This is a genomic window from Streptomyces sp. HUAS CB01 (assembly GCF_030406905.1).
GTDB classification, from domain to species: Bacteria; Actinomycetota; Actinomycetes; order Streptomycetales; family Streptomycetaceae; genus Streptomyces; species Streptomyces chengbuensis.
Window position 1 is genome coordinate 7,326,341 of the sequence record NZ_CP129137.1, and the last position, 22,589, is coordinate 7,348,929.

Sequence of the window (22,589 nt, forward strand, 5' to 3'; positions counted from 1 at the left end):
TCAGGCTCCTTTGAGGCTCCCGATGCCGAGGGAGCCCTCGGCCGCGCCCAGGTCGGCGGCCGGAGGGGGCGGGTCGTCGAGGAAGTCGGCGGTGGGCACGTGGAAGAGACACCCCGTGACGGCCGTCGAGAAGTCGAGGATGCGGTCGTGGGTGCCGGGCGGATCGCCGAGGAACATGTTGCGCAGCATCCGCTCCGTCACGGCGGGGGTGCGCGCGTAGCCGATGAAGTACGTACCGAACTCCCCCCGCCCGACGTTCCCGAAGGGCATGTTCTCGCGGAAGATCTTCTGTTCGTCGCCGTTCTCGTCGGTGATGGTGTTCAGTGCGACATGCGAGTCCGCGGGCTTGGTCTCGTCGGGCAGCTCGACGTTGGCCTGCTTGGTGCGGCCGATGGTGTTCTCCTGCTCCTCGGTGGGGAGCGCGTTCCAGGCGGCGAGATCATGCACGTACTTCTGCACGATCACATAGCTCCCGCCCTCGAACTCCGGGTCCTCCTCGCCGGTGAACACGGCGTCGGTCGCGATCGCGCCCTCGGGGTTCTCGCTGCCGTCGACGAAGCCGAGCAGGTCGCGCTCGTCGAAGAACTTGAAGCCGTGGACCTCGTCGACCACGGTGACGGCTCCGGCGAGGCGCTCGCCGATCAGCCTCGCCAGCTCGAAGCAGAGGTCCATGCGGTGCGCTCGCAGATGGAAGAGAAGGTCTCCCGGGGTCGACGGCGCCCGGTGCCGGGCGCCCGACAGCGGTACGAAAGGGTGCAGATCACTGGGGCGCGGACCGGCGAACAGCCGATCCCACGCGGTGGAGCCGATACCCACGATGCATCCCAGCCCCGCATCCGGTACGCGGAAGCCGACGGACCTCCGCAGCCCCGCCAGGTCCTGCAGCAGATCGCGGACGGTGGCCTCGCCGCCGGGCGAAATGGTGCTCACGAGGAACATGGCGGCCCTGGCCGGCGGGGCGATCACCGCTTGCGACTCGACCACGTCATGCCTCCTGCCTCTCACCGGTGTGGCAGTGCGGCCCGCAGGACCGGAGGAAAAGGCTGTACGAAGGATCCTAAACCGTGGTCGGCGAGCCCGCCGCCCGTGCACGTCAGGTGCGGCCGAGGGCTCCCGCGCCAGGCCAGGGGCCCTCGAAGCCCTGCCGGCCCGGCGGCGGCCGCTCCCGCCGCGCTCCCGGCCGCAACCGCGGGACCACGGGCGCCTCGCCGCCCCCGACGGGCGGCCGCGGGCCACCGGTAGGTTCGCCCCGTGGCCGACGGTGACTGGGCGCACCCCGGACGGGCCGTGTACGTGCGGCTCGACGAACCGCCTCGTGCGGTGAGCCTCGGTGTCGGTGTGCACGGCACGACGAGCCCGGTCGATGTGTTCCGGCTTCCCGACCTGTGGCAGTTGCATCTCTACCGGTACGCGGCCGACCTCCGGGTCGACGGTACGCCGCACGCGATCCGGCCCGGGTACGTCAGTCTCGTGCCGCCCGGGGCGGAGGTCCGCTACCGCTACCGCGGGCGGTCCGAGCACCTCTACGCCCATCTGCGCCTGCCCGGCGAAGGGGCCGCGGTCGGCCTCCCCGTCGTGCAGGATGCCGGAGCCCTCACCCCGGAGCTCTCCGAACTGCTGCTCCAGGCCATCGCGTCGGCCCCGCGCAGTCCACGCCGGGCCGACGCCGAGGTGTGGTCGGCGCTGTGGCGTCTGACCGGCATCGCCGAGCCGTCCCGGCCCGACAGCCGCCCGCACGCCTCGTTCGCCGCGGCCGTCGCCCACATCGAGTCACGTCTCGCCGGCCGGCTGGCGGTGCCCGACGTGGCCAGGGCGGCAGGCGTCTCGCACAACCACCTCATCCGGCTGTTCAGGGCGGAGACGGGCGTCACCGTCGTGGCGTACATCCGGCGGCGGAGGATGGAACGCGCCCGGCATCTGCTGCGCGAGTCGACGATGCCGATCCCCGCCGTGGCGGCGGCCGTGGGCATCGAGGACCTCCAGGCGTTCAACAAGGCGTGCCGACGTGAACTGGGCGCCTCTCCGCGTGCGGTGCGCGCCGGCGTCCCGGGACCGCGCTGAGCCACTGGGCACCCCGGACGCTCGGGACCGCCGACTCCACACCCTCCCACTTCCCACGTCCCACTTCGGGCTCAGCGCTGCGGACTTCGGGCGCACGGCGCCGGACTCCGGACGCCGCGCGACGGCGGAGCGCTCGTCGGGGGCCGGGGTCCGCCCCCGGACAGCCGCAGCCGTTCCCGCTCAGTCGCGGCCCGTACCCCGGTACAACTCCAGTTCGCCGTCGAGTTCGACGGCGAGCACGGTGGCGTACGCGTCGACGTCCTGCGCCTGCGGGGCGTCGATCCACAGCACACCCGGCACCTCGCCCAGCCCGCCGACGACCCTGTGCTCCAGAGCGGTTCCGCTGCCCATGACACGGACTCGCTTGACGGGCGTACGCAGACCTCGCAGCGAGACGGTCTCACGCGGTGCGTCGAAGCACATCAGGTACAGCGTGCGCCGATCGGCCGAGAGGGTGCTCGGACCGTAGTGGTGGCCGGCCGGCAGTCCGGCCACCGTGCCGTACACGGCCGCGGAGTGCTTGGCCACCCATTCCCCCAGGCCCTCCAGCCGCGCGGCCTGCTCGACCGGGATCGTGCCGTCCTCCCGGGGGCCGACGGCGAGCAGCAGATTGCCGCCCATCCCGATGGTCTCCGCGAGGTGGCGCACCAACTGCCGCACCGACTTGTGACGGTGGTCGTGGTGCTGGAACCCCCAGGAGTCGTTGACCGTCAGACACAGCTCCCACGGCCCCTCCGGGGCGACCACCGGCACCCCTTGCTCGGGTGTGGCGTAGTCGCCGTGACTCAGCATGCGCGCGTTGAGCACCGTGTCCGGATTGCCGGCGAGGATCAGTTCCGCGAGCGCGGGCAGGCCCCACTGCTCCTCGCTGCGCTCCCACTCGCCGTCGAACCAGAGCAGATCCGGGCGGAACCTGGTGACCAGCTCGCCGACCTGTGCGTCCCGGTACGCGAGGAACCGGGCCCATGCCTCCGGGTCCTCCTGACCGGGCCGCGCCGAGGCATAGGGGTTGGTGCGTATCTCCTCGTCGTGCGGCCGGGGGTGCACGGCGGTGGCGTAGTCGGGGTGGTTCCAGTCCGAATGGGAGTAGTACAGCCCCACCTTGAGGCCCCGTTCGCGCATCGCCTCGGCGTACGGGGCGACGAGGTCGCGGCCGGCGGGGGAGCGCGCGACCACCGACAGCGCCCTGACCCGTGTCCCAGAGGGCGACGCCGTCGTGGTGACGGGCCGTCAGCACTGCGTACCGCGCACCGGCGCGGGCGAACAGGGCCGCCCATTCCCCGGGATCGTACGCCGAGGCGGTGAAGCGGCCGAGCTGGCTCATGTACCGCTCGTGCGGCACGTCGCCGCGGTAGAAGGCCCAGGACTCCGGCACCCCGTCGACGGCGTAGACGCCGTAGTGGAGAAATACGCCCAACTTGGCCTCGCGGAACCAGGGTTGCATCGGCATCGGAACTGCTCCTCGGCGGGGGAGTGGGCGGAGGTGGCGGCGGCGTGCCGTCACACGCCGAACCTATGCCGCCGCGTGTGGCGCACGCGTGGGCCGTACTCACCCCGGCTGGTCGGTTTTCACCACGGGCCGGGACATCGGGACCGGACGGGAGCAGGCGCGGGAAGCGGGGCGGCCCGGACCGCCGGCGCCGGGGCGAACTGCGCCATCGGGCGGACGAGTTGGCGCCGTGCCGGGCCGGTGCACCACGGCCGATGCTGATGCCTCCACCCCTTCAGGAGAGGCCCGTGAGCGACGCCGGCCCTCGAGGAACGTGGTCGGCGAGCTGCATGTGCCCTGCCTTCGGGGACTCCGGACCGGCTCCCGCCGTCCGAGGAACCGGACTCTGCACCACGGACTTCGGGGCGCCTAGGTGTGCGCGGCCGGGTACCGGCGCGGCTCCGAACCTCCCCGTGCGCGCCGCCGTGCCCTGGAGCCGGCGGCCGCGAGGGGGGCCGGTCGCGTTACCCGTCGTCGGGTCTCAGACGGCGCGCAGGGCCCTCGCCTCCGCGTCCGACTCCACGGCGGGAGCGGACCCGGGCAGCGGGCGCCGGGCGGACTCCGCCATGAACCACACCGCGGCGCCGCCGATGACGGCCGCGCCCATCATGTAGTACGCGGGCATCATCACGTTGCCCGTCGCCCCGATGAGCGCCGTGACCACCAGCGGCGTCGTACCGCCGAAGAGCGAGACCGACACGTTGAAGCCGATGGACAGGGAGCCGTAGCGGACGCGGGTGGGGAACAGGGCCGGGAGGGCCGAGGGCATCGCCGCGGTGAAGCAGACCAGGAGCAGGCCCAGCGCGCCCATGCCGAGCGCGATGGCGAGGAGACCGCCCTGGCGGATCAGCAGCAGCGCGGGGACGGAGAGGAGGAAGAAGCCCGCACAGCCTGCGGCGATCACCGGACGGCGGCCTACGCGGTCCGACAGCGCGCCCGCGAAGGGCTGCACGGTCATCATCAGCGCCATGACCCCGAGCACGACCAGCAGGCCGTGGGTCTCGTCGTACTTCAGCTCACTCGTCAGATAACTCGGCATGTAGGACAGGAGCATGTAGTCCGTGACGTTGAAGACCAGGACCAGGCCCATGCACAGCAGCAGGGCCCTCCACTGCCCGGTGACCATGTCCCGCAGCGGCACCTTGGGCCGCTCGCGCTCCTGCCGTGCCGCCTTCTCGAGCTCGGCGGCGAACGCCGGGGTCTCCTCCAGCTTCGTGCGCAGATAGAGGCCGATGAGGCCCATCGGGCCGGCGATCAGGAACGGCAGGCGCCAGCCCCAGGACAGCAGGTCGTCGGAGGACAGCAGCGCCGTCATCAGGGTGACGAGACCCGCACCGGCGATGTAGCCGGCCAGGGTGCCGAACTCCAGCCAGCTGCCGAAGAAGCCGCGCCTCCTGTCGGGCGCGTACTCGGCGATGAACGTCGTCGCGCCCGCGTACTCGCCGCCCGTCGAGAAGCCCTGCACCAGCCGGGCCACGAGCAGCAGCACCGGCGCGGCGACGCCGATGGCCGCGTACGAGGGAATCAGCCCGATGGCGAAGGTTCCGGCCGCCATCATGATCATGGTGAGGGCGAGCACCTTCTGGCGGCCGACGCGGTCGCCCAGCGGGCCGAAGACCATGCCGCCGAGGGGCCGGACCAGGAAGGCCGCGGCGAAGGCGCCGAAAGTGGAGAGCAGCTGGGCGGTGGGGTTGCCGGTCGGGAAGAAGACCTTGCCCAGCGTCACGGCGAGGTAGCTGTAGACGCCGAAGTCGAACCACTCCATGGCGTTGCCGAGGGCGGCGGCCTTCACGGCGCGCTTGACGAGCGCCGGGTCGGTGACGGTGGCGCCCGCGCCGGCGTCCCGGGACTCCTGCGGTGCCTTCGTCGGTATCGGTGCCAGTGTGGTGGCGCTCGGCACGTTCCGCTCGCCTGCCTTTCGGGTCGACTGCAAGGACAAAAGCCGCCCGGATCGGAAAATCGGACGGCCGAAAATCGACCATAGGTGCTGTGGTGCCCGCTGCGGACCGTGAGCACCGGGTCGCCTGGCGTACCGAAACTGCGCTTGTCGAGGCACAACGCCGGGCCCGTCGGCCGTCGTCGCGCCGGCCGATTGTGATGCATGTCGCGGGGAGCGAGCTCGACCGCACGCTCGGCGCCCCCCGCGGCACGGCCGGTGAACCGCCGCGCCCGGGTGCCGACCGCCCGCAGCTCGTCGCGCGATCGGGCGACGAGCTGCCGGTCGTGGCGCTCGTCCGAACGGCGGCGGCCGTGGCGGTCACAGGGGCCGGCGTGTCCTGGACGAGCCTCTTCACGCCCCGGAGGCAGGTCGCCACGGGACGGGCCGGCCGCCGGGAAACCCGACGCGAGCGCAAGTGTCAGTGGTGGCTGGGAGCATGCGCCCATGGAACCCTCCGAGGTCATTCATGAGTTGTGGGATCGCATGCAGGCGCGGGACTGGGCCGGTGTCGGGGAACTGCTCTCCGACGACGTGGTCGTCGAGTGGCCCGTCAGCGGTGAACGGATCGTGGGCCGGGAGGACTACGTGGGCGTCAACGCGGAGTACCCGGAGGGCTGGTCGATCCGTGTGCTGCGGATCGTGGCCTCGGGCGAGGAGGTCGTGTCCGAGGTCGAGGTGCCGCACGAGACGCTGGGTGTGCACCGGGTGGCCTCGTTCTGGACCGTGCGATCCGGACGGGTCGTCACGGGGCGGGAGTACTGGAGCGAGCTGGGTTCGGATCCGTCGCCGGAGTGGCGCGCCGGACGGGTGGAGCGCATATAGCGGACTGCCCGCCGGGCCGGCCGTGCGGGGGATGGGGTCCCCGGCCCGGTGGCCTCCTGGCGCAGCGGCGCGACGGTGCCGAGCAGCGCTGCGGGCTCGGCCTCGAACGGTCGTCGCCTGAACCGTGGTCGCGCTCTCGCCCCCGCCGGACCCGCCGGGCATCCGACGACGAAGGGGAGCCTCGCGGCAGTGCCGCCCCATTCGGTCCTCTCCGCGTCGGCCGGGTCGCGCAGACCGGTGTCGACCGGCAACGAAGTCGCGGTCGGACCACGAGACCGGGAACGCAGCCCCGGCGACCTCCTCCGGCATCGCCCGTGACCGGATCGAGGGGGTGCGGTGTCCACTGCCGTTCTGTTGGGTTGGCGGCATGGCCTCGGCTGGCCGATCGGCGTGTGAACTGGCCAGCAAGGCTTCTGAGAGGGGCGATCGATGTGTGACAAGCGTCGTACACGCCGCCTGGGCGCGCGGTCGACTAGCCGCGCTTTGATGTCGTCGGGTTTGGAGAGCGCCTGGGTGCTTGCTTCGGGGCCAGGGTTGTGCTCGGCATGACGAGGGGGCCGGGGTGCTGCCGTGATGCAAGGTTGATCCGTACGCGGCGATCCGGCGTGATGCGAAGGCTGGTCTGCGATGACTCAGCCTGTTGCCTCTGATCAGCGGTCTTGCCCTCCTGGCTCTGCCCGTTGAATTTCTCTCTGATGACCGGGCTGCTATGGCCGGTTCGCTGCCGCTCCGACGCCTGGAGAGCTGGAGAAGTTCTTCCGTCTGTGTACGCGGGCGCTGATGGCCGTGGCGGTTTTCTCGGGGCCGGTCGGTGTTCCTGTCCCCGGAAGGCTGCTGACTCCGTCAGCGTGGGTTGTCGTGCTGCGCGAGGGCGTTCTCCCGCAGGTTCGGTTCCTTGCGGAGTGTCCTGGTGAACCATGTGCCGTAGCGGTCGCCCAGGATGGGAGCTGATGCTCCGTGGAGGATGATGCTCAGGCCCACGGTCACGGCGATGACCTCGCTCAGCAGGGTTCCCCCAGGCAGATGCTCTTCGAGGGCGAGCAGGCCGAACACGAGGGAGGCAAGCCCCCGCGGGCCGAACCAGCCGATGTACGCGATGGAGACGCGGCGCAGGCCGGTGCCGGCCAGGGCGAGCGCGACGGGCAGCATCCGGATGACGGTCAGGCTGAGCAGCGCGTAGAGGACCATGCGCCAGGTCAGGTGCTGGAGTGCGGGTCCCAGGATGACCGCGCCGAAGACGAGGAAGCTCAGCGAGGCGAGCAGGAGACCGAGGCGTTCGGTGAACCCGGTGCTCTGCGCGGGGTCCGAGTCCCGGGGAGGGATGCCCAGGCCGACGGGGGTGCGGCGCAGGTGGATGCCGAAGGCCAGGCCGGCGACCCAGGCGCCGATGAAGCCGCTGCCCTCGGCCATGGCGCACAGGACGTACGCGATGACCGGGACGGCGAGGACCAGGAACTGTCGCCAGTCGGAGCTGCTCCACCCGCGGGCGAACGACCAGCGCAGCAGGCTCGCCCCGGTCCGGCCGGCCGTGATTCCGATCGCGCCGCTCAGCAGCAGCGCGCGCAGAAACGTCTCGGCCACGCCCGGATGGCCGTGGCCCTCACCCGCCGCCGCGAGTGCCAGGACGAAGAACGGCAGGGTCAGGCCGTCGTTGAGACCGGATTCGATGGTCAGGCCGCCGCGGACCAGCGGGGGCACCCGCTTGTTGGAGAAGGCCTGCTGCCCGAGCGCGGCGTCCGTCGGCGCGAGGATGACGGCGGCCAGGGCCAGTTCCCACATGCTCAGGCCGGGCAGCAGCGGCCAGGCCGCCAGCCAGCCCAGAGCCATCGTGACCGGCAGGCCGATCGCGAGCAGGCGCAGCGGCAGGAACTCCTCCCGGCGCAGGTCCCGGGCCCTGATCCCCGCTGCGTCCGCGAACAGGAGGAGCACCAGCGCGCTCTCCAGGAGCGTCCGCGTGACCTCGGGATCCTTCGCCTGGTCCAGCAGGTCCAGGCCCAGCGGGCCGATCGCCAGACCGGCGAGCATGAAGACCAGCGGTCCCGAGAGCACCGTGGTCGACAAACGGCGTGAGAGCGCCCCGTAGCCGACGACCGCACTCCCGGCGATCACGACGGCCCAGCCGTTCATCCGCACTCCTCACGCCCGCCTCGCGCAGAGAGGCGAAGTCCGACTGTATGGCGGCGCCGGTCAGATCTGCGGGAACCGTGCTCCGAACTCCGCCGGCCCGGCCCGGTCGGCCCAACGCGGCGGTATCGAAAGGTGGTCGAGAACACGCCCGATCCGATGGCCCTGCGCTTGGCGCCAGGTCCGGGGAGAGGGTGGGAACGTTCTCAGTCGACGGGTTCCACGGTCGGGAAGGTCCAGGTGCCGTCGAGGATCTCGGGCCGCGGCCGGTAGAGGCGGACGGTGAAGTTCCAGCCGTCCATGATGCGCAGGCAGTTGGGGCGCCCGTCGGCGCACCCTCCGAGGTTGATGACGAACGAGCCGTCCGGCTCCCTTTGGGCATTGAACTGGTTGAGGACGCATCCGCCTTCGCTGCTGTCCTCGAAGTAGCCATCGGCGTTGTAGAGGGAGATCGACCAGAAGCCGTCGACGGGCACGTCACCGACCACGATGCGGTACTTCCCGACCGGCAGGCCCGGCTCGACCAGCAGGTAGAACGCCTCGCTCTCGGGGAGGCCGGGCCCAGCCCACCGCCGTACCGATGAGGTGCCGAACAGGGTCGACGTCCTCACGGCGGCCGAACATCCGCTCAGTTCCGGGCAGGGTTCGGCCGAGCACCGCAAGCGCGTCCCGTACGGCACTGAGGGAATCCTCGTCGTAGTCGGGTACGGCGAGGGGTTCAGCCGACCCCGCGGACAGCCTCAGACCGTCCTGCAGGGCGTTGGCCTCGGCGACATCGGCGGGGTTGCCCGGGTCGACCAGGACGCGCATCGTCAGCTGTACGTGGCGGGTGCCGTGGTTGTTGATGGTGAGCCGGTGCTCGCCGGGCGTGTGGATGACCTGGTTGACGTAGTGGTCCTGGCTGAGAACCATGAGCGACGCGTAGCGGTCGCCGCTGTCCGGCATCGTGACCGTAGCGCCTTCGGCCAACTCCAGCACGGCGAAGCTGTACAGCGTGTCGCGGTTCATCCGGACCGATGTCTGCTGATCAAGCGGTGTCTGCACCCGGTTGTGGTGCCACCGGTTGACGCCACCGCAGAGCGCCATCAGCTTCGCCATCGCACGGTTGGATTCGGCCCGGACGAAATTTTCGACCGTTACCTTGACCTTGTCACTCACGGCCGGTGCTCATTGCCAAGGATCAAAGTTGTTCACCCCGTCGACGCAGCCCTGGTACATGTTGGCCAGGTTGTCGGAGACGATGTGCGCCAGGCCGTGGGTGGTGATGGTCAGGTCACGGTCCACCGTCCGCGCCTTGTATGTCCAGCCCTCGGGCAGAGTGAGGCGCTCGGCCAGGCGGGGCAGCGCCGATTCGGTCAGGCTGTGATCCACATGATCGGTGAAGGTCTGCATCACCCAGGTGATCTCGTCGGGCGATCTCAGGAGGAAGACCGGCCGCCCGCTCAGGAACGTGTACGTGTTGGCCCGGTGGATCTGCATCGGCCGGTAGGCCAGCGCCGACTGGTCCCGCTGCGGATCGAAGCCGGCCGGCATCTGCATGTCAGCCAGGCAGTTGAACATCAGGCCACCCAGCTCACGGGGCTCGCCTGCGAGGTCGATGGTCAGGGTGTCCATCATCCAGAACCGTCTCGGGTTCTTCCACACCAGATCGCACCCGGTGTCCTTCGCCAGTTGCGCGGTGTCGATCGCCGCGAACTCATCGGCCGGGCACGGGCCGAACCCGCTGGTGTTGTAGACGAGGCCTTCGAACGCTTCACCCGCCCGGCTCAGCAGGAAGATCTCTCCTTGGGCGTAGGCCCGAAGATCCTCCAGATGCATCGGTGTGTCGGTCATACGGGTAACCCTTCTTCACAGGTGGGGCCACTGCACCTTCTGACCCGCGAACGGGTGAGGCGGACAGCGCTGACCTTCCAGAGAGACGAAGGTCAACCACGGTGGACGTTGCTGACAGACCGGATCCTGGCGGAGGAGGGCGGAGGCAGCCCCGTCCTGGTCGAGGATCGGCACCTGGTCAGTTGCACGCTCTGATACTGCACCGCCGGACAGGACCGGTAGGTGTGTGACGTGAGTCCGCCGGACCGCGAAGGAGGGCGAGAACCATCGAGTGCCTCGCGGTTTCATCCACCTGGCATGGCGGTGGACGGTGGTCGGTGTGGCGTGTGCAGCGACGTCGGCGGGCAGCAGCGCCCGGTACTCGACCGCCCGGCGGCAGGGCCGTCGTTCGCGGTCAACCCGGCAGCATCAGATCTGTATAGGCGGCCGCACGCCGCGAGATGCTCAGGAGCCATGTCGCCAGGGTCGACTGGAGTGTGTTGTGGAATCTCCAACCGGCCCGTGGCCGGCGCTGACCGAAAGCGACGGGGACGAACTACGCGGTCAGCGTCGTCCTCCTGCTCGTGTGCGGAGCTGCCTTTGTGCTGCCGTGGCAGCGGCTGCCAGCCTGGACTCCGGTCCTGGTGCCCCTGCTCTACACCGCGTCCGTGCTGGAGTTGATCCTCGCGACCGGTGTGACCTCAGGTGTGGGCTTGGTGCTGCTGGCCCCGCTGCTGTGGTCGGTGCTCTTCCACCACCGCTGGGAGTCGGCCTGCGTGGCGGCCGCGGTCGTGGCCGCCCAGACGGTGTCGTCCATCGTGCAGGCCACGCCCGGTGCCGTGGTCACCCGACGCGTACTGCTCTGGACCGCCCTCAGCGCCCTGATCCTGGTGGCCGTACACGGCTTGCGCGACCGCATCAGGCAGTCGATGACGGCCAACGCGGCCCTGCAGGAGGAGGTGATGCTGACCCGGGAGCGGGACCGGCTCGCCTCCGACCTCCGCGACAGCGTGGTACGGACGATCTTCGACGCCGGAATGGAACTCCACGGTACGGTCGCGATGATCGGGGAGGGGCCCGTCAGCACACGGCTCATGGAGGCGGTGGACAAACTCGACCGTGCGACCCGGGCCCTGCGTGTTCGGTGCACGCCACGACACAAGCCCCGGCAGGCACGAGCCCGACGGACCCTGACCCCGGTGTCGTGGGCCGCTGACAGATCTGGGGCAGTCGCCCAGAGGGCCTGGTGATCGAGGTCGTCCAGGCCCTTGGTGTGGGGCGTATTCCGGATCGCTCAGCGGGGGGAGGGTTTGCCGTTCTTGGCGGCGGGTCGGACCTTCAGGGCGACGCCGTGGCCGTCGTGGAGGATGTTGTAGATCAGGCCGCCGTAGCCCGGGGGCACCGTCCCGGCCGAGGTGGCCGGCGCGTAGAAGTCGGAGGCGGCCAGGAGCTTTCCGGTGCGGGCGTCGCGCCACTGGATCTGGTCCATGTAGTTGACGCCGACCGGGCCGGGGTTGTACTTGGTGGGGTCGGTTTCCTTCGAGCGTGCGTTCGCGCTCACGAAGACCCGCTTGTCCGGCGGGCCGATGAGGGTGATGTAGCTGTTGGTGCGCTGCTTGACCTTCCAGGCCAGGGACATGCGGCCGTTGCGGAAGTCGATGGCCGAGGCGGTGCCCAGGCCGAAGTCCATGACGTAGATCCGGTTGTTGACCGGGTCGGCCGAGACCTTGGCGTAGTAGTAGCTGTACTCGCCGGGCTTCAGCTTCGGGGTGGGGTCCATGCGGGTCATCCGCGCGGCGTTGCCCTGGTGGATGGCGATCACGCTCAGCGGCACCTTGGAGGCGGTTCCATTGGTGGACATGACCACCCAGTCGCCCATGATCACGGGTGCGCCGGCCTGGGTCTGGCCGGACTTGGCGTAGGTGATCGGCCCCCAGGCGGTGTCCTGCTTGATGGTGCGGCCGTCCCAGACGTAGCGGAAGAGCTGGGTGGGGGTGGTGACGTAGGCGTAGTCGTGGCCCTGGTGGCGGCTGGTGGTGACCCGGCCCAGGACGTTGCCCTTCAGCTGGGTCCAGCTGAGCACCTTGAAGGTCTTGGGGTCGACCGTGCCGATGATGGAGGGCTTGGCCGAGTCGGGGGCGCCGGGGCACTTGAAGCCGGCGGCGCTGTAGCCGTTGAGCGTGCAGCCCACCGGCCGGTTCAGCGACCTGACGACGATCGTGCCGTCGGGGAAGGCGTCGATCCCGTTGAACGCGCTGTCGTTGAGGGGGCTCTCGCCGGTGGGCATGTCCTTCTTGAGGAGGATCTTGCCGGTGGTGCCGTCGAGCTTGTACAGGGTGTGGTCGGAGATGGCGACGAGGTTGCCGTCGGCCATGACGTCGACCGCTCCGGACACGTGCAGTTCGTTGTTCTTCCGCGCGTCGGACAGGTGGGTGCGCCAGATCTGCTTCATGGTGCCGGGCTCGACCTTGGCGATGAAGGCCTGCAGGGCGGGCGGGTTGGCGTCGCCGCTGCCGCCCCCGTAGACGTACAGGTCGTTCTGATGGCGTGTGGCGATGTCGAACTGCGCGTAGTAGAGGCCCTTGGTGGGGTGGGCCTCGACCACGTTGGGGCCCGTCATGGAGCCGGTGAACTGTGCGCACTCCGAGAGGCTGTCGCGTCCGATGTGGGCGTGTTCGAACGGGATGAGCGTCCTGAACCAGGGGGCGTTCGGCTGTTGTGCGGCGCAGGCGGCTTCCTGCTGGGCGACCTTCGGGTCGACGATGGGCCTCACCCGCAGGGCTTCGGCTTCGGCCGCTGCTGCTGCGGCGGCCGACGGGTCGGGCGGCCCTCCGGGTGAGCCGGAGATGTCGCTCGCCAAAGGGGAGCAGCCGACGGCGGCGACCGTGAGTACGGCCAGTACCCCGACCAGGCGCGGGTGACGTATGCCTACCTTCATTCCTTCCTCCTCTTCCCGGAACACAGGTGTCCCGGCGGCGTGCGCCGCCCTCACCCACAGCAGCCCGGAAGGAACACCGGATCCCTTGAATGGGCAGATCGCCGTTCGCAGAGAAGTCCGACGCGCTTGACGTCTGCGTCGGGCCTGCGGTCCGGCACGAAGGCGGAGGCGCACGAGGGGTCGTGTGCCTCAGAGAGCTCGTGGCGTCCGGCCGCACGGGCGGGCTCCAGTCGCACAGGAAGCGTATGCAGCCCACCTGCCCCAGGGCTCGTTCAATTACTCCGACCAGGGCTCGATGAAGGACTCGTGCCGGGAAGGCACTGTGGGACCGATGCGTTCCTCATTCGGGAAACGGTCACCTGTCCGGCGTGAAGCGATCTTCTGAGGCCTTGTGCGTGCCTGATCAGAGGCGCCCGTGAACAGCCCTGGTATCCCGGTTCATCGGCGACGGCCGCGACCGGTGGCTCAGCGAGGCCGGTGGAAGTGGCTGTTGAGCTGGGTCATCAACTCACGATTGGTGGTCCGGGCGGCTGCCAGGTCCTCGTCGCGTTCGCCGAGTTGCGAGATGAGTTCAGCGACCTGTTGTTCGAGACGGGTGATCTTCTCCTGAAGCGTGCCGATGTCGGTTGGGGCTCCCAGTCCGGTGGCCTGCCAGGCGTCCTGGCCGAGGACGTGGGAGAGGCGTTGTTCGAGCTGGGCGATGTGCTGGGCCTGGCGGGTACTGCGGGCGGTCATATCGGCGAGGTCGACCAGGAGGGACTGGCGGCTGACCTGCTCCGGTGGGACCTTCCGGCGGTTGGGCGGCGCGGGCCAGTACGCGGTGTGGAGATCGCTGTGCCGGTAGATCAGGCTGCGGTGGACGTTGGCCATGCGCGCCACAGCGGACACGGTGATCGTCAGGCCGTCGCGGGTCAGGTCGTCCAGGGCGGCCAGCACGCGGCGGCGTCTGCGGGCGGAGTCGTCGGCGCGAGCCTTCGCGAGCTGCTCGGCCGGGCCCGGGCGGCTCATGATTGCGTCCCGAGCCGTTGTCCCGCCGCACGACGTGCAGATGCGACCCCGCCACCGCGCACCCCAGATGCCGGGCATCGACCAGGAAGTGGATGTCCTCACGGCGCCCCGCGACCTCCCCGCGACGGAGCCCAGCCCGCGCCATCAGCAACACGATCAGCCGGTCCCGCGCCGTCCGACAGGCCCGTAACAGGGCCAGCACCTCCTCGTCACTGGCATGGTCGACCGGCTCGTCCGGCACAGCAGCCCTGTGCCGGGCCCGGGCGTAGTAGCGGAGCCCGATCGCCTCACCACGAACCTCGACAGGAAGGCCACGATCATCAGCTACCTCATAGAGCATCCCCAGCACCGAGCTCGGGGCGTTCCCCACAGCCACCTGGTGCTCGAGGAACTCCCGTACCGCAGCCAAGACCGTGTTCACCCGACGCGGCCCCGCACCGGCCGGCATCCCGGACCGGCGACCACCGCGCCCTCGTCCAACCGCGCGTGCCGCAGCCAGAGCATGAACGAGCCGAGCCGGCCGGCGTACTCCCGCCAGTCTCGGCCGGTGCGATCACACCAGGTCAAGAACAACTTCATCGCGCCCGCGTACGTCGCGGTCGTGGTCCCGGCCGAAACGTACGTGCCGCAGGAACTCGTCCACCTCGACGACCGGCGTCAGCTCGTCCTCATCCAGCACTGTCCAGTACCGGTCCCCCGAAGGCATCCGTACCAGGAAGGGCCGCAGCCGCAGCTGCCTGTTCTCCATCACGGGCGCATCTCGGCAACACCTGCGACGTCCGCGACACCGGTTCGGGAACTGTCGGAGACAGGTTCACCGCCTGGAGTGACACCACAGTGCACGACACCCGCTGAAACCCAAGGGAACTCCAGAACGTACGCGGAGAGGAGGGCCGCCGCGGTGAGGACCCTTTCCCGCGTGTCGAGCCACACGTCCGGGTCGGCGAGTTCGACCGCGCCGCCTCGGCGGAGCCGACACCGTCGAGGTGGAACTTCGGCAGCCCGTGCTCCTCGTGCGCGGCCGCCGCCCGAAGAGCGGCATGTCGAGCGGGTCGTAACCGGTCGGGGGTGCGCCGGCGACCTCCCGGGTCGTCCACCGTGTCGCGGGTCGGTGGAACGACTCGCCGAAGGGCGAGTTAGGGCCCGGTCACACCTCGTCACGGCATGCTTTCCTCCTGCAACTTCCTCTTCCGAGAGAGCGACAACGTGGCCATGCACAAGTCGTCCGAGGCGCTCGGCACGGACACCTACGAAGACGAACTTCCCGTCCGGCGCCGGCAGCCCGGCAACGTGGTCGTGAAGTGGCTTACCACCACCGACCACAAGACGATCGGCACGCTCTATCTGTCGACGTCGTTCCTCTTCTTCTGCATCGGCGGGATCATGGCGCTCTTCATGCGCGCCGAGCTGGCCCGTCCGGGCACGCAGATCATGTCGAACGAGCAGTTCAACCAGGCGTTCACGATGCACGGCACCGTGATGCTGCTGATGTTCGCGACGCCGCTGTTCGCCGGATTCGCCAACTGGATCATGCCGCTGCAGATCGGCGCGCCCGACGTGGCGTTCCCGCGGCTGAACATGTTCGCGTACTGGCTCTACCTCTTCGGCTCGCTCATCGCGGTGGGCGGCTTCCTCACCCCGAACGGCGCCCCGGACTTCGGCTGGTTCGCCTACTCCCCGCTGTCCGACGCCGTCCACACCCCCAACGTCGGCGCCGATCTGTGGATCATGGGTTTGGCCTTCTCCGGCTTCGGCACGATCCTCGGCTCGGTCAACTTCATCACCACGATCATCTGCATGCGCGCCCCGGGCATGACGATGTTCCGCATGCCGGTGTTCTGCTGGACCGTGCTGCTGACCGGTGTGCTGGTCCTGCTGGCCTTCCCGGTGCTGGCCGCCGCCCTGTTCGCCCTGGAGGCGGACCGCAAGTTCGGCGCCCACATCTTCGACGCCTCCAACGGCGGCGCGTTGCTGTGGCAACACCTCTTCTGGTTCTTCGGCCATCCGGAGGTGTACATCATCGCGCTGCCGTTCTTCGGTATCATCTCGGAGGTCATCCCCGTCTTCAGCCGCAAGCCCCTGTTCGGCTACATCGGCCTGGTGGCCGCGACCATCGCGATCGCCGGTCTGTCCGTGACCGTGTGGGCCCACCACATGTTCGTCACCGGCGGGGTGCTGCTGCCGTTCTTCTCCTTCATGACCTTCCTGATCGCGGTACCGACCGGTGTGAAGATCTTCAACTGGGTCGGCACCATGTGGAAGGCTTCGTTGTCCTTCGAGACGCCGTTGCTCTGGGCGATCGGCTTCCTGGTCACCTTCACCTTCGGTGGTCTGACCGGTGTGATCCTGGCCTCGCCCCCGATGGACTTCCACGTCTCCGACTCGTACTTCGTCGTCGCGCACTTCCACTACGTCGTCTTCGGCACCGTGGTCTTCGCGATGTTCGCCGGATTCCACTTCTGGTGGCCGAAGTTCACCGGCAAGATGCTGGACGAGCGCCTCGGCAAGATCACGTTCTGGACGCTGTTCATCGGCTTCCACGGCACGTTCCTGGTCCAGCACTGGCTGGGCGCCGAGGGCATGCCGCGGCGTTACGCGGACTACCTGGCCGCCGACGGCTTCACCGCGCTGAACACCATCTCGACGATCAGCTCGTTCCTGCTCGGCCTGTCGATCCTCCCGTTCGTCTACAACGTGTGGAAGACGGCCAAGTACGGCAAGAAGATCGAGGTCGACGACCCGTGGGGCTACGGCCGTTCGCTCGAATGGGCGACGTCCTGCCCGCCGCCGCGGCACAACTTCCTCACCCTGCCGCGGATCCGCTCCGAATCCCCGGCCTTCGATCTGCACCACCCGGAGATCGCGTCGTACGACGAGGCGAGCCTCACCGGCTACCGGGACGTGATCGAGCCCGGCAAGGGCGCGGCGCCCCCGCTGGGGGACGACAAGGACGGCCGGTGAACGGGGTGGAGGGCGGAGCCCGCGACAGCGCCGACCTGGCGGCGGGCTTCGCCCGGCTCGAGGGCTATCTGATGGCCAACGCCCATGTCCTCGCGGCCCGGACGGCGGCCGAGGGGCTCGCCGACCGGATGCCCTGGCTCACGGCGGCCGAACGCACGGAGCTCGTACGCCTCAGTACCGCCGACCGCATCCAGGCGTCCCGGGAGCACTTCGAGGCGGTGGCCGTACGGGCGCGCGAACTGGAGGAGGAGTACGGGGCCCGCTACCGGGAACTTCGGCGCCGCGTCCTGACCCGGGGCGTCGCCTGTCTCACGGGCTGCCTCGCCCTCTGCACGACCACTTTCGTCCTCGCCGCCCAGCGGTGACGGAGGCGCGTCACGACGCCCAAGCCCGCGACGGCGGGCGGGTCCCGTCAGCGGGGCCGGCCGACCCGGTGTGACGCGGGCGTGCGGCACGCGGAGGGGGCGGCCGGGCCCGATGTGGCGGGCCGCCCCCTCCGCGTCGGCGCACGGCCCGTTCCCCGCCTCGCCTCCCCCGTCGGCGGGGGAACGGCCCTGCCAGTCGCGGAACTTGCCGTTCCCCTCCAATAATCGGTGTCGACGGCGCGGCACTCCTCGGTAGCGTCGCCGCCGTGACCCCAGCAGATCTCGCCGCCGTCATCTCCGCCGGCGTACACCAGGCCATCCAGTCCGGACGCATCGCGGGGGAGGCGCCCCGGGACATCCGCCCGGAGCGGCCCCGCCACCGAGGCCACGGCGACTACTCGACCAACGTCGCCATGCGGCTCGCCCGGTCCGCGGGCCTGCCCGCCCGGGCCGTCGCCGAGGTGCTGGCCCCGCTGGTCGGCGCGGCCGACGGAGTCGCGAAGGCCGAGGTCGCGGGTCCGGGATTCCTCAACATCACGCTGGAGAGCGCGGCGATCGGCGCCCTGGCCCGCGACATCGTCCTCGCCGGTGACACCTACGGCCGTACGGACCGGCTCGGCGGCCTCCGGCTCAATCTGGAGTTCGTCTCGGCCAACCCCACCGGCCCGGTGCACATCGGCGGCGCCCGGTGGGCGGTCGTGGGCGACGTGCTGGCGCGGCTGCTGGAGGCGTCGGGCGCGGACGTGTCGCGGGAGTACTACTTCAACGACGCCGGAGTCCAGATCGACAGGTTCGCCCGCTCGCTGCTCGCCGCCGCCCAGGGCGCCCCGGCGCCCGAGGACGGCTACAGCGGCGCGTACATCGAGGAGATCGCCGCCGCGGTGCTGCGCCGGCGGCCCCGGACCACGGAACTGCCGGAGTCCGAGGCCCTCGCCGTCTTCCGGGCGGAGGGCACGGCGCTGATGTTCGACGAGATCAAGACCTCGCTCGCCGCCTTCGGCACCCGCTTCGACGTCTACTTCAACGAGAAGGACCTCCACGACCGGGGGGACCTGGACTCCGCGGTCGCCCGCCTGCGGGAGGGCGGTCACGTCTTCGAGGCCGAGGGCGCGCTCTGGCTGCGCACCACGGACTTCGGTGACGACAAGGACCGGGTCCTGGTCAAGCGTGACGGCTCCTGGACGTACTTCACCGCGGACTGCGCGTACTACCTCAACAAGCGGTCCCGGGGGTTCGAGCGGGTCGTCATCATGCTCGGCGCCGACCACGCGGGCTATGTGGGCCGGATGCGTGCCATGGCCGCCTGCTTCGGTGACGACCCGGACGCGCACCTGGAGATCCTGATCGGCCAGCTGGTCAACCTGGTGAGGGACGGGGAGCCCGTCCGGATGAGCAAGCGGGCGGGCACCGTCGTCACCCTGGACGACCTGGTCGAGGCGGTCGGCGTGGACGCGGCGCGGTACGCGCTCGCGCGGGCCGGCGTGGACGCGACGATCGACCTCGACATCGACCTGCTCACACGGCAGTCGAACGACAACCCCGTCCACTACGTGCAGTACGCGCACACACGGCTGTGCGCCGTGCAGCGCAAGGCGGGGGAGGCAGGGATCGGAATGGGCGCGCCGCAGGACTTCGAGCCCTCCCTGCTCACCCACGGGCGGGAGACCGACCTGCTGGGCGTGCTGGCCGAGTTCCCGCAGGTGGTGGCGGCCGCGGCGGCGCTGCGCGAGCCGCACCGGGTAGCGCACTACCTGGAGCAGCTGGCCGGTACGTACCACCGCTTCTACGACGCGTGCCGCGTCCTGCCGCGCGCGGGTGAAGAGCCGGACGACCGCACCAGGGCCCGGCTCTGGCTGACCGACGCCGCCAGGGTGGTGCTGCGCAACGGGCTGCGGCTGCTCGGGGTTTCGGCGCCGGAACGCATGTGAGCGGGGGACCGTCGAGGCGCCACTACGCCCGTCGGCTGAACTCGGGGCCGGTCCGAGCCTCGCGCGCGGACGGGCCCCGGTCGTCGGCGCGACCATGGCAGAACCAGGCAGTGCCGTCGGCCGTGAAGGAGTTCACCGTGACAGCAGAACACTCCACCCCACCGGCCGAACCCGCCATCGCGGTGCTCGCGGCCGACGGCCGGCGCGCAGAGCTGGTCCTGACCGGGGAGATCGGGGCCGCGACCCTTCGTGAGCTCGAAGAACGCCTTGACGCGCCCCCGCTCGCGGGGGCCGCCGAGTGCGTCGTCGACATGAGCGGGGTCACCCATCTCGACCTCGCGTGCGCGTACGCGCTGCTGAGAGCGGCCACCCTGCCGGCGGAACCGGCGGCGATGACCATCCGCGGGGCGGGCCGCACGGTCCGGCGGACGCTGCGCCACGCGGGGCTCGACACGGTCGCCACGATCGTGGACTGAGCGACCGCCGCCCGGGCCGTGACCCCGCCGGCACTGCTCGGCCTCGCGCCGCCGGCGATCGGCATGTCCCACGCCGTCCTGCTCCGTGCCGCCGGTGACACCCGGACGGTGACGATCGCCTCGGTGACCAGCGACTACGTCCTGCTCATCCCGCTCGGCCGGTACCTCGGGGTGCACACGGACTCGGCCTCCAGGGCCTCCACCCGGCCCGGACGGCCCCCGGCGCGCTGTGCGCCGTCCTCCTCCTGCCGCGCCACCGAAGGCGTTTCCGGGTACCGGCACGGTCCCGCCCGGAGTCCGCGCGAGAGTCGCTCGACCCGGCCACGCCACCGGGCCGGGGAACCTCCCCGTGAAACCCTTGGCCTGAACTCCCTTTCCGCGAGCTCCCTTTCCGTCGGGGAGGTGGCGGGAAGGGCTGTCGGCGAGGGCGAGGGCGAGGGCGAGGGCGAGGGCGAGGGCGAGGGCGAGGGCGAGGGGGCGCGGGAACGCGTGAACCAGCGGAAGGACTGGTACCGCAAGCGTCGACGGTCTTCGGTGGGCGCAGGGGTGGGATGCCGCGCCGCCGCGGACAGTCGTGCATGATTCCGTCGGGCCGGTTCGCGCCGGCCCGGCGGCCGGGAGCAACGACCGGGGGACCGCATGCAGTGGGAACTGGCAGTGGCCGGTCTCGCCGTCGGCATGCTGATCGCCGTGCTGACCGCCCCGGTGGGCGTGTCCGGCGCGGTCTTCCTGCTGCCGGTGCAACTGAGTGTGTTCGCGGTGCCCAACCCGGCCGTCACACCGACGAATCTGCTCTACAACGTGGTCGCCGGGCCCGGCGCCCTGCTCCGCTACCGGCGAGCCGGCGCGCTGCGGGGCCCGCTCGTGCGTCTGCTGGTGCTGGGCACCCTGCCGGGCGTGGTCATCGGCGCGGTCGTCCGCGTCTTCGTCCTCCCCGGCCCCCATGTCTTCCGACTGCTGGTGGCCGTCCTCATGCTGCCCCTGGGCCTCTGGCTGGTCGTGCGCACCCTCCGCCCCGCCTCTCCCCGCACGGGGCGCGGCGGGCTCTCGCCCCGTACGGTGGCAGGTCTGGCGCTCACCGTCGGGATCGTGGGCGGGGTCTACGGCATCGGCGGCGGCTCGATCCTCGGGCCGGTCCTCGTCGGCCGAGGCGTCCCCGTCACCGACGTGGCTCCCGCGGCGCTCGCCTCCACCTTCGCCACCTCCGTGGTCGGCGCCTCCACGTACGCCCTGCTGTCCCTGACCCAGACCGGCAGCATCGCCCCCGACTGGTTCCTCGGCCTCGCATGCGGCCTCGGCGGGCTCGTCGGCGGGTACATGGGCGCCCGCCTCCAGCCACGGCTGCCCGAGACCTTCCTCCGCCTGCTCCTCGGCACGCTCGCCACCGCGCTGGGCGCTCTCTACGCGGTCGACGCACTGGGCTGAACCGCCCGCGCACCGGACCGCCCGGGTCCGTCGGCGGACGAACGCGACCGCCATGTCCGGGGCGTCGTCGCTCGGTGCGCCTCGCGGCAGGAGCGAGGACGCGAGGACCGGCCGGTACTCCTGCGGCCTCGCGCATCCGCTGCGCCTGCGGTATCGCGCGTATGGGTTCATCATGACGTGTATGGCCCGTACCGGCACACCGGTGGCCGTTTCCTCCCCATGCCCCGGGCCCCAGCGCCGGGCGGGGGTCCGCGGTTGCGCACGGCCGTGACCGCACGCGGCGCGATCGCCGCGGGTACGGCGAGCGGGTTCCGGCTCCTCGGCGAACACTCCTCGGCCAGTACCGAGCACTCCTCGGCGAGCACCGAGCACCGAGCACCCGAGAACGAAGAACAAGGAGTGCCGTTCCATGGACATGAAGCTCGAGGTCGTGGTGATCCCCGTCGCCGACGTGGACCGGGCCAAAACCTTCTACCAGGCGCTGGGTTGGCGCGAGGACGCGGACTTCCCCACCGATGACGGCTTCCGCGTGGTGCAGATGACGCCGCCCGGATCCCCCTGCTCGGTGATCTTCGGTACCGGAGTCAGCGACTCCGCACCCGGTTCGGCGCAGGGGCTGCACCTGGTCGTGTCGGACATCGAGGCGGCCCGCGCCGAGCTCGTCGAACGGGGAGTGGACGCCGTCGAGGTCTTCCACGACGCCGCAGGCGTGTTCCACCGCGCCGGCACCGCCAACCGGGTCCCGGGCCCCGACCCCGAACGCCGCAGTTACTCGTCCTTCGCCTCCTTCAGCGATCCCGACGGCAACGGTTGGATCGTGCAGGAGGTCACCGAACGCCTTCCCGGCCGCTGACCCGGGTCCGTGCCCCACGCGTGTGCCGGGGAACGAGTGAACCGAGGTGACCACCGATGGCGGACGAGAGTGTGCCGCACCCCAGCCTGACCGTCCGGTCGGGCCCCGGTCGGGCACTGGCTCCGGTTGCGCCGTTCGGACACGATGACCCGCTGCCCCTGAAAGGGCGGACGACGAGCAGCTACTGGTCGTTCGACAGCGACGTCGCCACCCGCGAGGACATCGCCTGGGCCTGCGACCTCCCGACGATCCACGCCAACCGCATCGCGGGCCTGGTCGCGTTCCCCAATGACGACGTCGACCTGTACGTGGAGGGAACCCTGCTGCCGCGCCCCGCCGCGTCCACCCCGGCCGGGCCGCCCCGATGACGCGCGACGGCTCCCGGTCG

19 protein-coding genes and 2 pseudogenes are annotated in these 22,589 nt (G+C 70.5%); 11 read left to right on the forward strand and 10 right to left on the reverse strand.

The genetic code is table 11. From position 1 onward, the window contains the following. A complete protein-coding gene (locus QRN89_RS32020) occupies window positions 1-984 on the reverse strand; it encodes a Dyp-type peroxidase (protein ID WP_290352904.1) in 984 nt (327 codons plus the stop codon). A 267-nt stretch (window positions 985-1,251) separates the two neighbouring features. On the opposite strand from QRN89_RS32020, the gene QRN89_RS32025 reads away from it, so the two are divergent. Continuing rightward, a complete protein-coding gene (locus QRN89_RS32025) occupies window positions 1,252-2,061 on the forward strand; it encodes an AraC family transcriptional regulator (RefSeq protein WP_435833285.1) in 810 nt (269 codons plus the stop codon). A gap of 180 nt (window positions 2,062-2,241) precedes the next feature. On the opposite strand, the pseudogene QRN89_RS32030 reads toward QRN89_RS32025, so the two are convergent. Beyond that, window positions 2,242-3,511 (reverse strand): annotated as a pseudogene (locus tag QRN89_RS32030) (alpha-L-fucosidase). Between the two features lie 520 nt (window positions 3,512-4,031). Further along, window positions 4,032-5,450, reverse strand: coding sequence for a glycine betaine/L-proline transporter ProP (gene proP, locus QRN89_RS32035; protein ID WP_390701818.1), 1,419 nt, complete (start codon window positions 5,448-5,450; stop codon window positions 4,032-4,034). Window positions 5,451-5,933: 483 nt separating this feature from the next. Here proP and QRN89_RS32040 point away from each other — a divergent pair, with 483 nt between their 5' ends. Beyond that, entirely contained in the window at window positions 5,934-6,311 is a 378-nt protein-coding gene (locus tag QRN89_RS32040; protein ID WP_290352905.1) for a nuclear transport factor 2 family protein, read from the forward strand. A gap of 843 nt (window positions 6,312-7,154) precedes the next feature. On the opposite strand, the gene QRN89_RS32045 is transcribed toward QRN89_RS32040, so the two are convergent. From QRN89_RS32045 to QRN89_RS32060, 4 genes are all read right to left on the reverse strand, one after another. Then, a complete protein-coding gene (locus QRN89_RS32045; RefSeq protein ID WP_290352906.1) occupies window positions 7,155-8,438 on the reverse strand; it encodes a cation:proton antiporter in 1,284 nt (427 codons plus the stop codon). Between the two features lie 203 nt (window positions 8,439-8,641). Further along, complete coding sequence (locus QRN89_RS32050; protein ID WP_290352907.1) at window positions 8,642-8,923, reverse strand: DUF1214 domain-containing protein; 282 nt, start codon at window positions 8,921-8,923, stop codon at window positions 8,642-8,644. Further along, window positions 8,913-9,593 (reverse strand): DUF1254 domain-containing protein, encoded by a 681-nt coding sequence (locus tag QRN89_RS32055; protein WP_290352908.1) that lies wholly within the window; start codon window positions 9,591-9,593, stop codon window positions 8,913-8,915. The genes QRN89_RS32050 and QRN89_RS32055 overlap by 11 nt, the downstream gene beginning before the upstream one ends. Before the next feature lie 9 nt (window positions 9,594-9,602). Next, the gene (locus tag QRN89_RS32060; RefSeq protein WP_290352909.1) at window positions 9,603-10,268 is read right to left on the reverse strand and encodes a hypothetical protein; all 666 of its coding nucleotides are present in this window, start codon (window positions 10,266-10,268) and stop codon (window positions 9,603-9,605) included. A 581-nt stretch (window positions 10,269-10,849) separates the two neighbouring features. On the opposite strand from QRN89_RS32060, the gene QRN89_RS32065 reads away from it, so the two are divergent. Then, complete coding sequence (locus QRN89_RS32065) at window positions 10,850-11,497, forward strand: sensor histidine kinase (protein ID WP_290352910.1); 648 nt, start codon at window positions 10,850-10,852, stop codon at window positions 11,495-11,497. 44 nt (window positions 11,498-11,541) lie between these two features. On the opposite strand, the gene QRN89_RS32070 is transcribed toward QRN89_RS32065, so the two are convergent. The 3 genes from QRN89_RS32070 to QRN89_RS32080 all read right to left on the reverse strand — a co-directional run bounded on the left by QRN89_RS32070 (window position 11,542) and on the right by QRN89_RS32080 (window position 14,941). Beyond that, window positions 11,542-13,185 (reverse strand): hypothetical protein, encoded by a 1,644-nt coding sequence (locus QRN89_RS32070; protein WP_290352911.1) that lies wholly within the window; start codon window positions 13,183-13,185, stop codon window positions 11,542-11,544. A 465-nt stretch (window positions 13,186-13,650) separates the two neighbouring features. Next, on the reverse strand, window positions 13,651-14,193 hold the full coding sequence (locus tag QRN89_RS32075; protein ID WP_290352912.1) for a hypothetical protein: 543 nt from the start codon (window positions 14,191-14,193) through the stop codon (window positions 13,651-13,653). 553 nt (window positions 14,194-14,746) lie between these two features. Continuing rightward, window positions 14,747-14,941 carry a hypothetical protein gene (locus QRN89_RS32080; protein WP_290352913.1) on the reverse strand — a complete coding sequence of 65 codons (195 nt, stop codon included), beginning with the start codon at window positions 14,939-14,941 and terminating at the stop codon, window positions 14,747-14,749. A 464-nt stretch (window positions 14,942-15,405) separates the two neighbouring features. On the opposite strand from QRN89_RS32080, the gene ctaD reads away from it, so the two are divergent. The 8 genes and pseudogenes from ctaD to QRN89_RS32120 all read left to right on the forward strand — a co-directional run. Then, complete coding sequence (ctaD, locus tag QRN89_RS32085) at window positions 15,406-17,154, forward strand: aa3-type cytochrome oxidase subunit I (protein WP_290353942.1); 1,749 nt, start codon at window positions 15,406-15,408, stop codon at window positions 17,152-17,154. Beyond that, entirely contained in the window at window positions 17,151-17,519 is a 369-nt protein-coding gene (locus tag QRN89_RS32090; protein ID WP_290352914.1) for a hypothetical protein, read from the forward strand. The genes ctaD and QRN89_RS32090 overlap by 4 nt, the downstream gene beginning before the upstream one ends. 266 nt (window positions 17,520-17,785) lie before the next feature. Continuing rightward, complete coding sequence (gene argS, locus QRN89_RS32095; protein ID WP_290352915.1) at window positions 17,786-19,447, forward strand: arginine--tRNA ligase; 1,662 nt, start codon at window positions 17,786-17,788, stop codon at window positions 19,445-19,447. A 137-nt stretch (window positions 19,448-19,584) separates the two neighbouring features. Next, window positions 19,585-19,923, forward strand: coding sequence for an STAS domain-containing protein (locus QRN89_RS32100; protein ID WP_290352916.1), 339 nt, complete (start codon window positions 19,585-19,587; stop codon window positions 19,921-19,923). A gap of 402 nt (window positions 19,924-20,325) precedes the next feature. Further along, the gene (locus QRN89_RS32105) at window positions 20,326-20,505 is read left to right on the forward strand and encodes a hypothetical protein (RefSeq protein ID WP_290352917.1); all 180 of its coding nucleotides are present in this window, start codon (window positions 20,326-20,328) and stop codon (window positions 20,503-20,505) included. A gap of 57 nt (window positions 20,506-20,562) precedes the next feature. Continuing rightward, the gene (locus QRN89_RS32110) at window positions 20,563-21,348 is read left to right on the forward strand and encodes a sulfite exporter TauE/SafE family protein (protein WP_290352918.1); all 786 of its coding nucleotides are present in this window, start codon (window positions 20,563-20,565) and stop codon (window positions 21,346-21,348) included. A gap of 409 nt (window positions 21,349-21,757) precedes the next feature. Beyond that, window positions 21,758-22,201 (forward strand): VOC family protein, encoded by a 444-nt coding sequence (locus tag QRN89_RS32115; RefSeq protein WP_290352919.1) that lies wholly within the window; start codon window positions 21,758-21,760, stop codon window positions 22,199-22,201. Between the two features lie 117 nt (window positions 22,202-22,318). Continuing rightward, window positions 22,319-22,569 (forward strand): annotated as a pseudogene (locus QRN89_RS32120) (DUF427 domain-containing protein); the annotation flags it as partial. Window positions 22,570-22,589 lie beyond the last annotated feature (20 nt).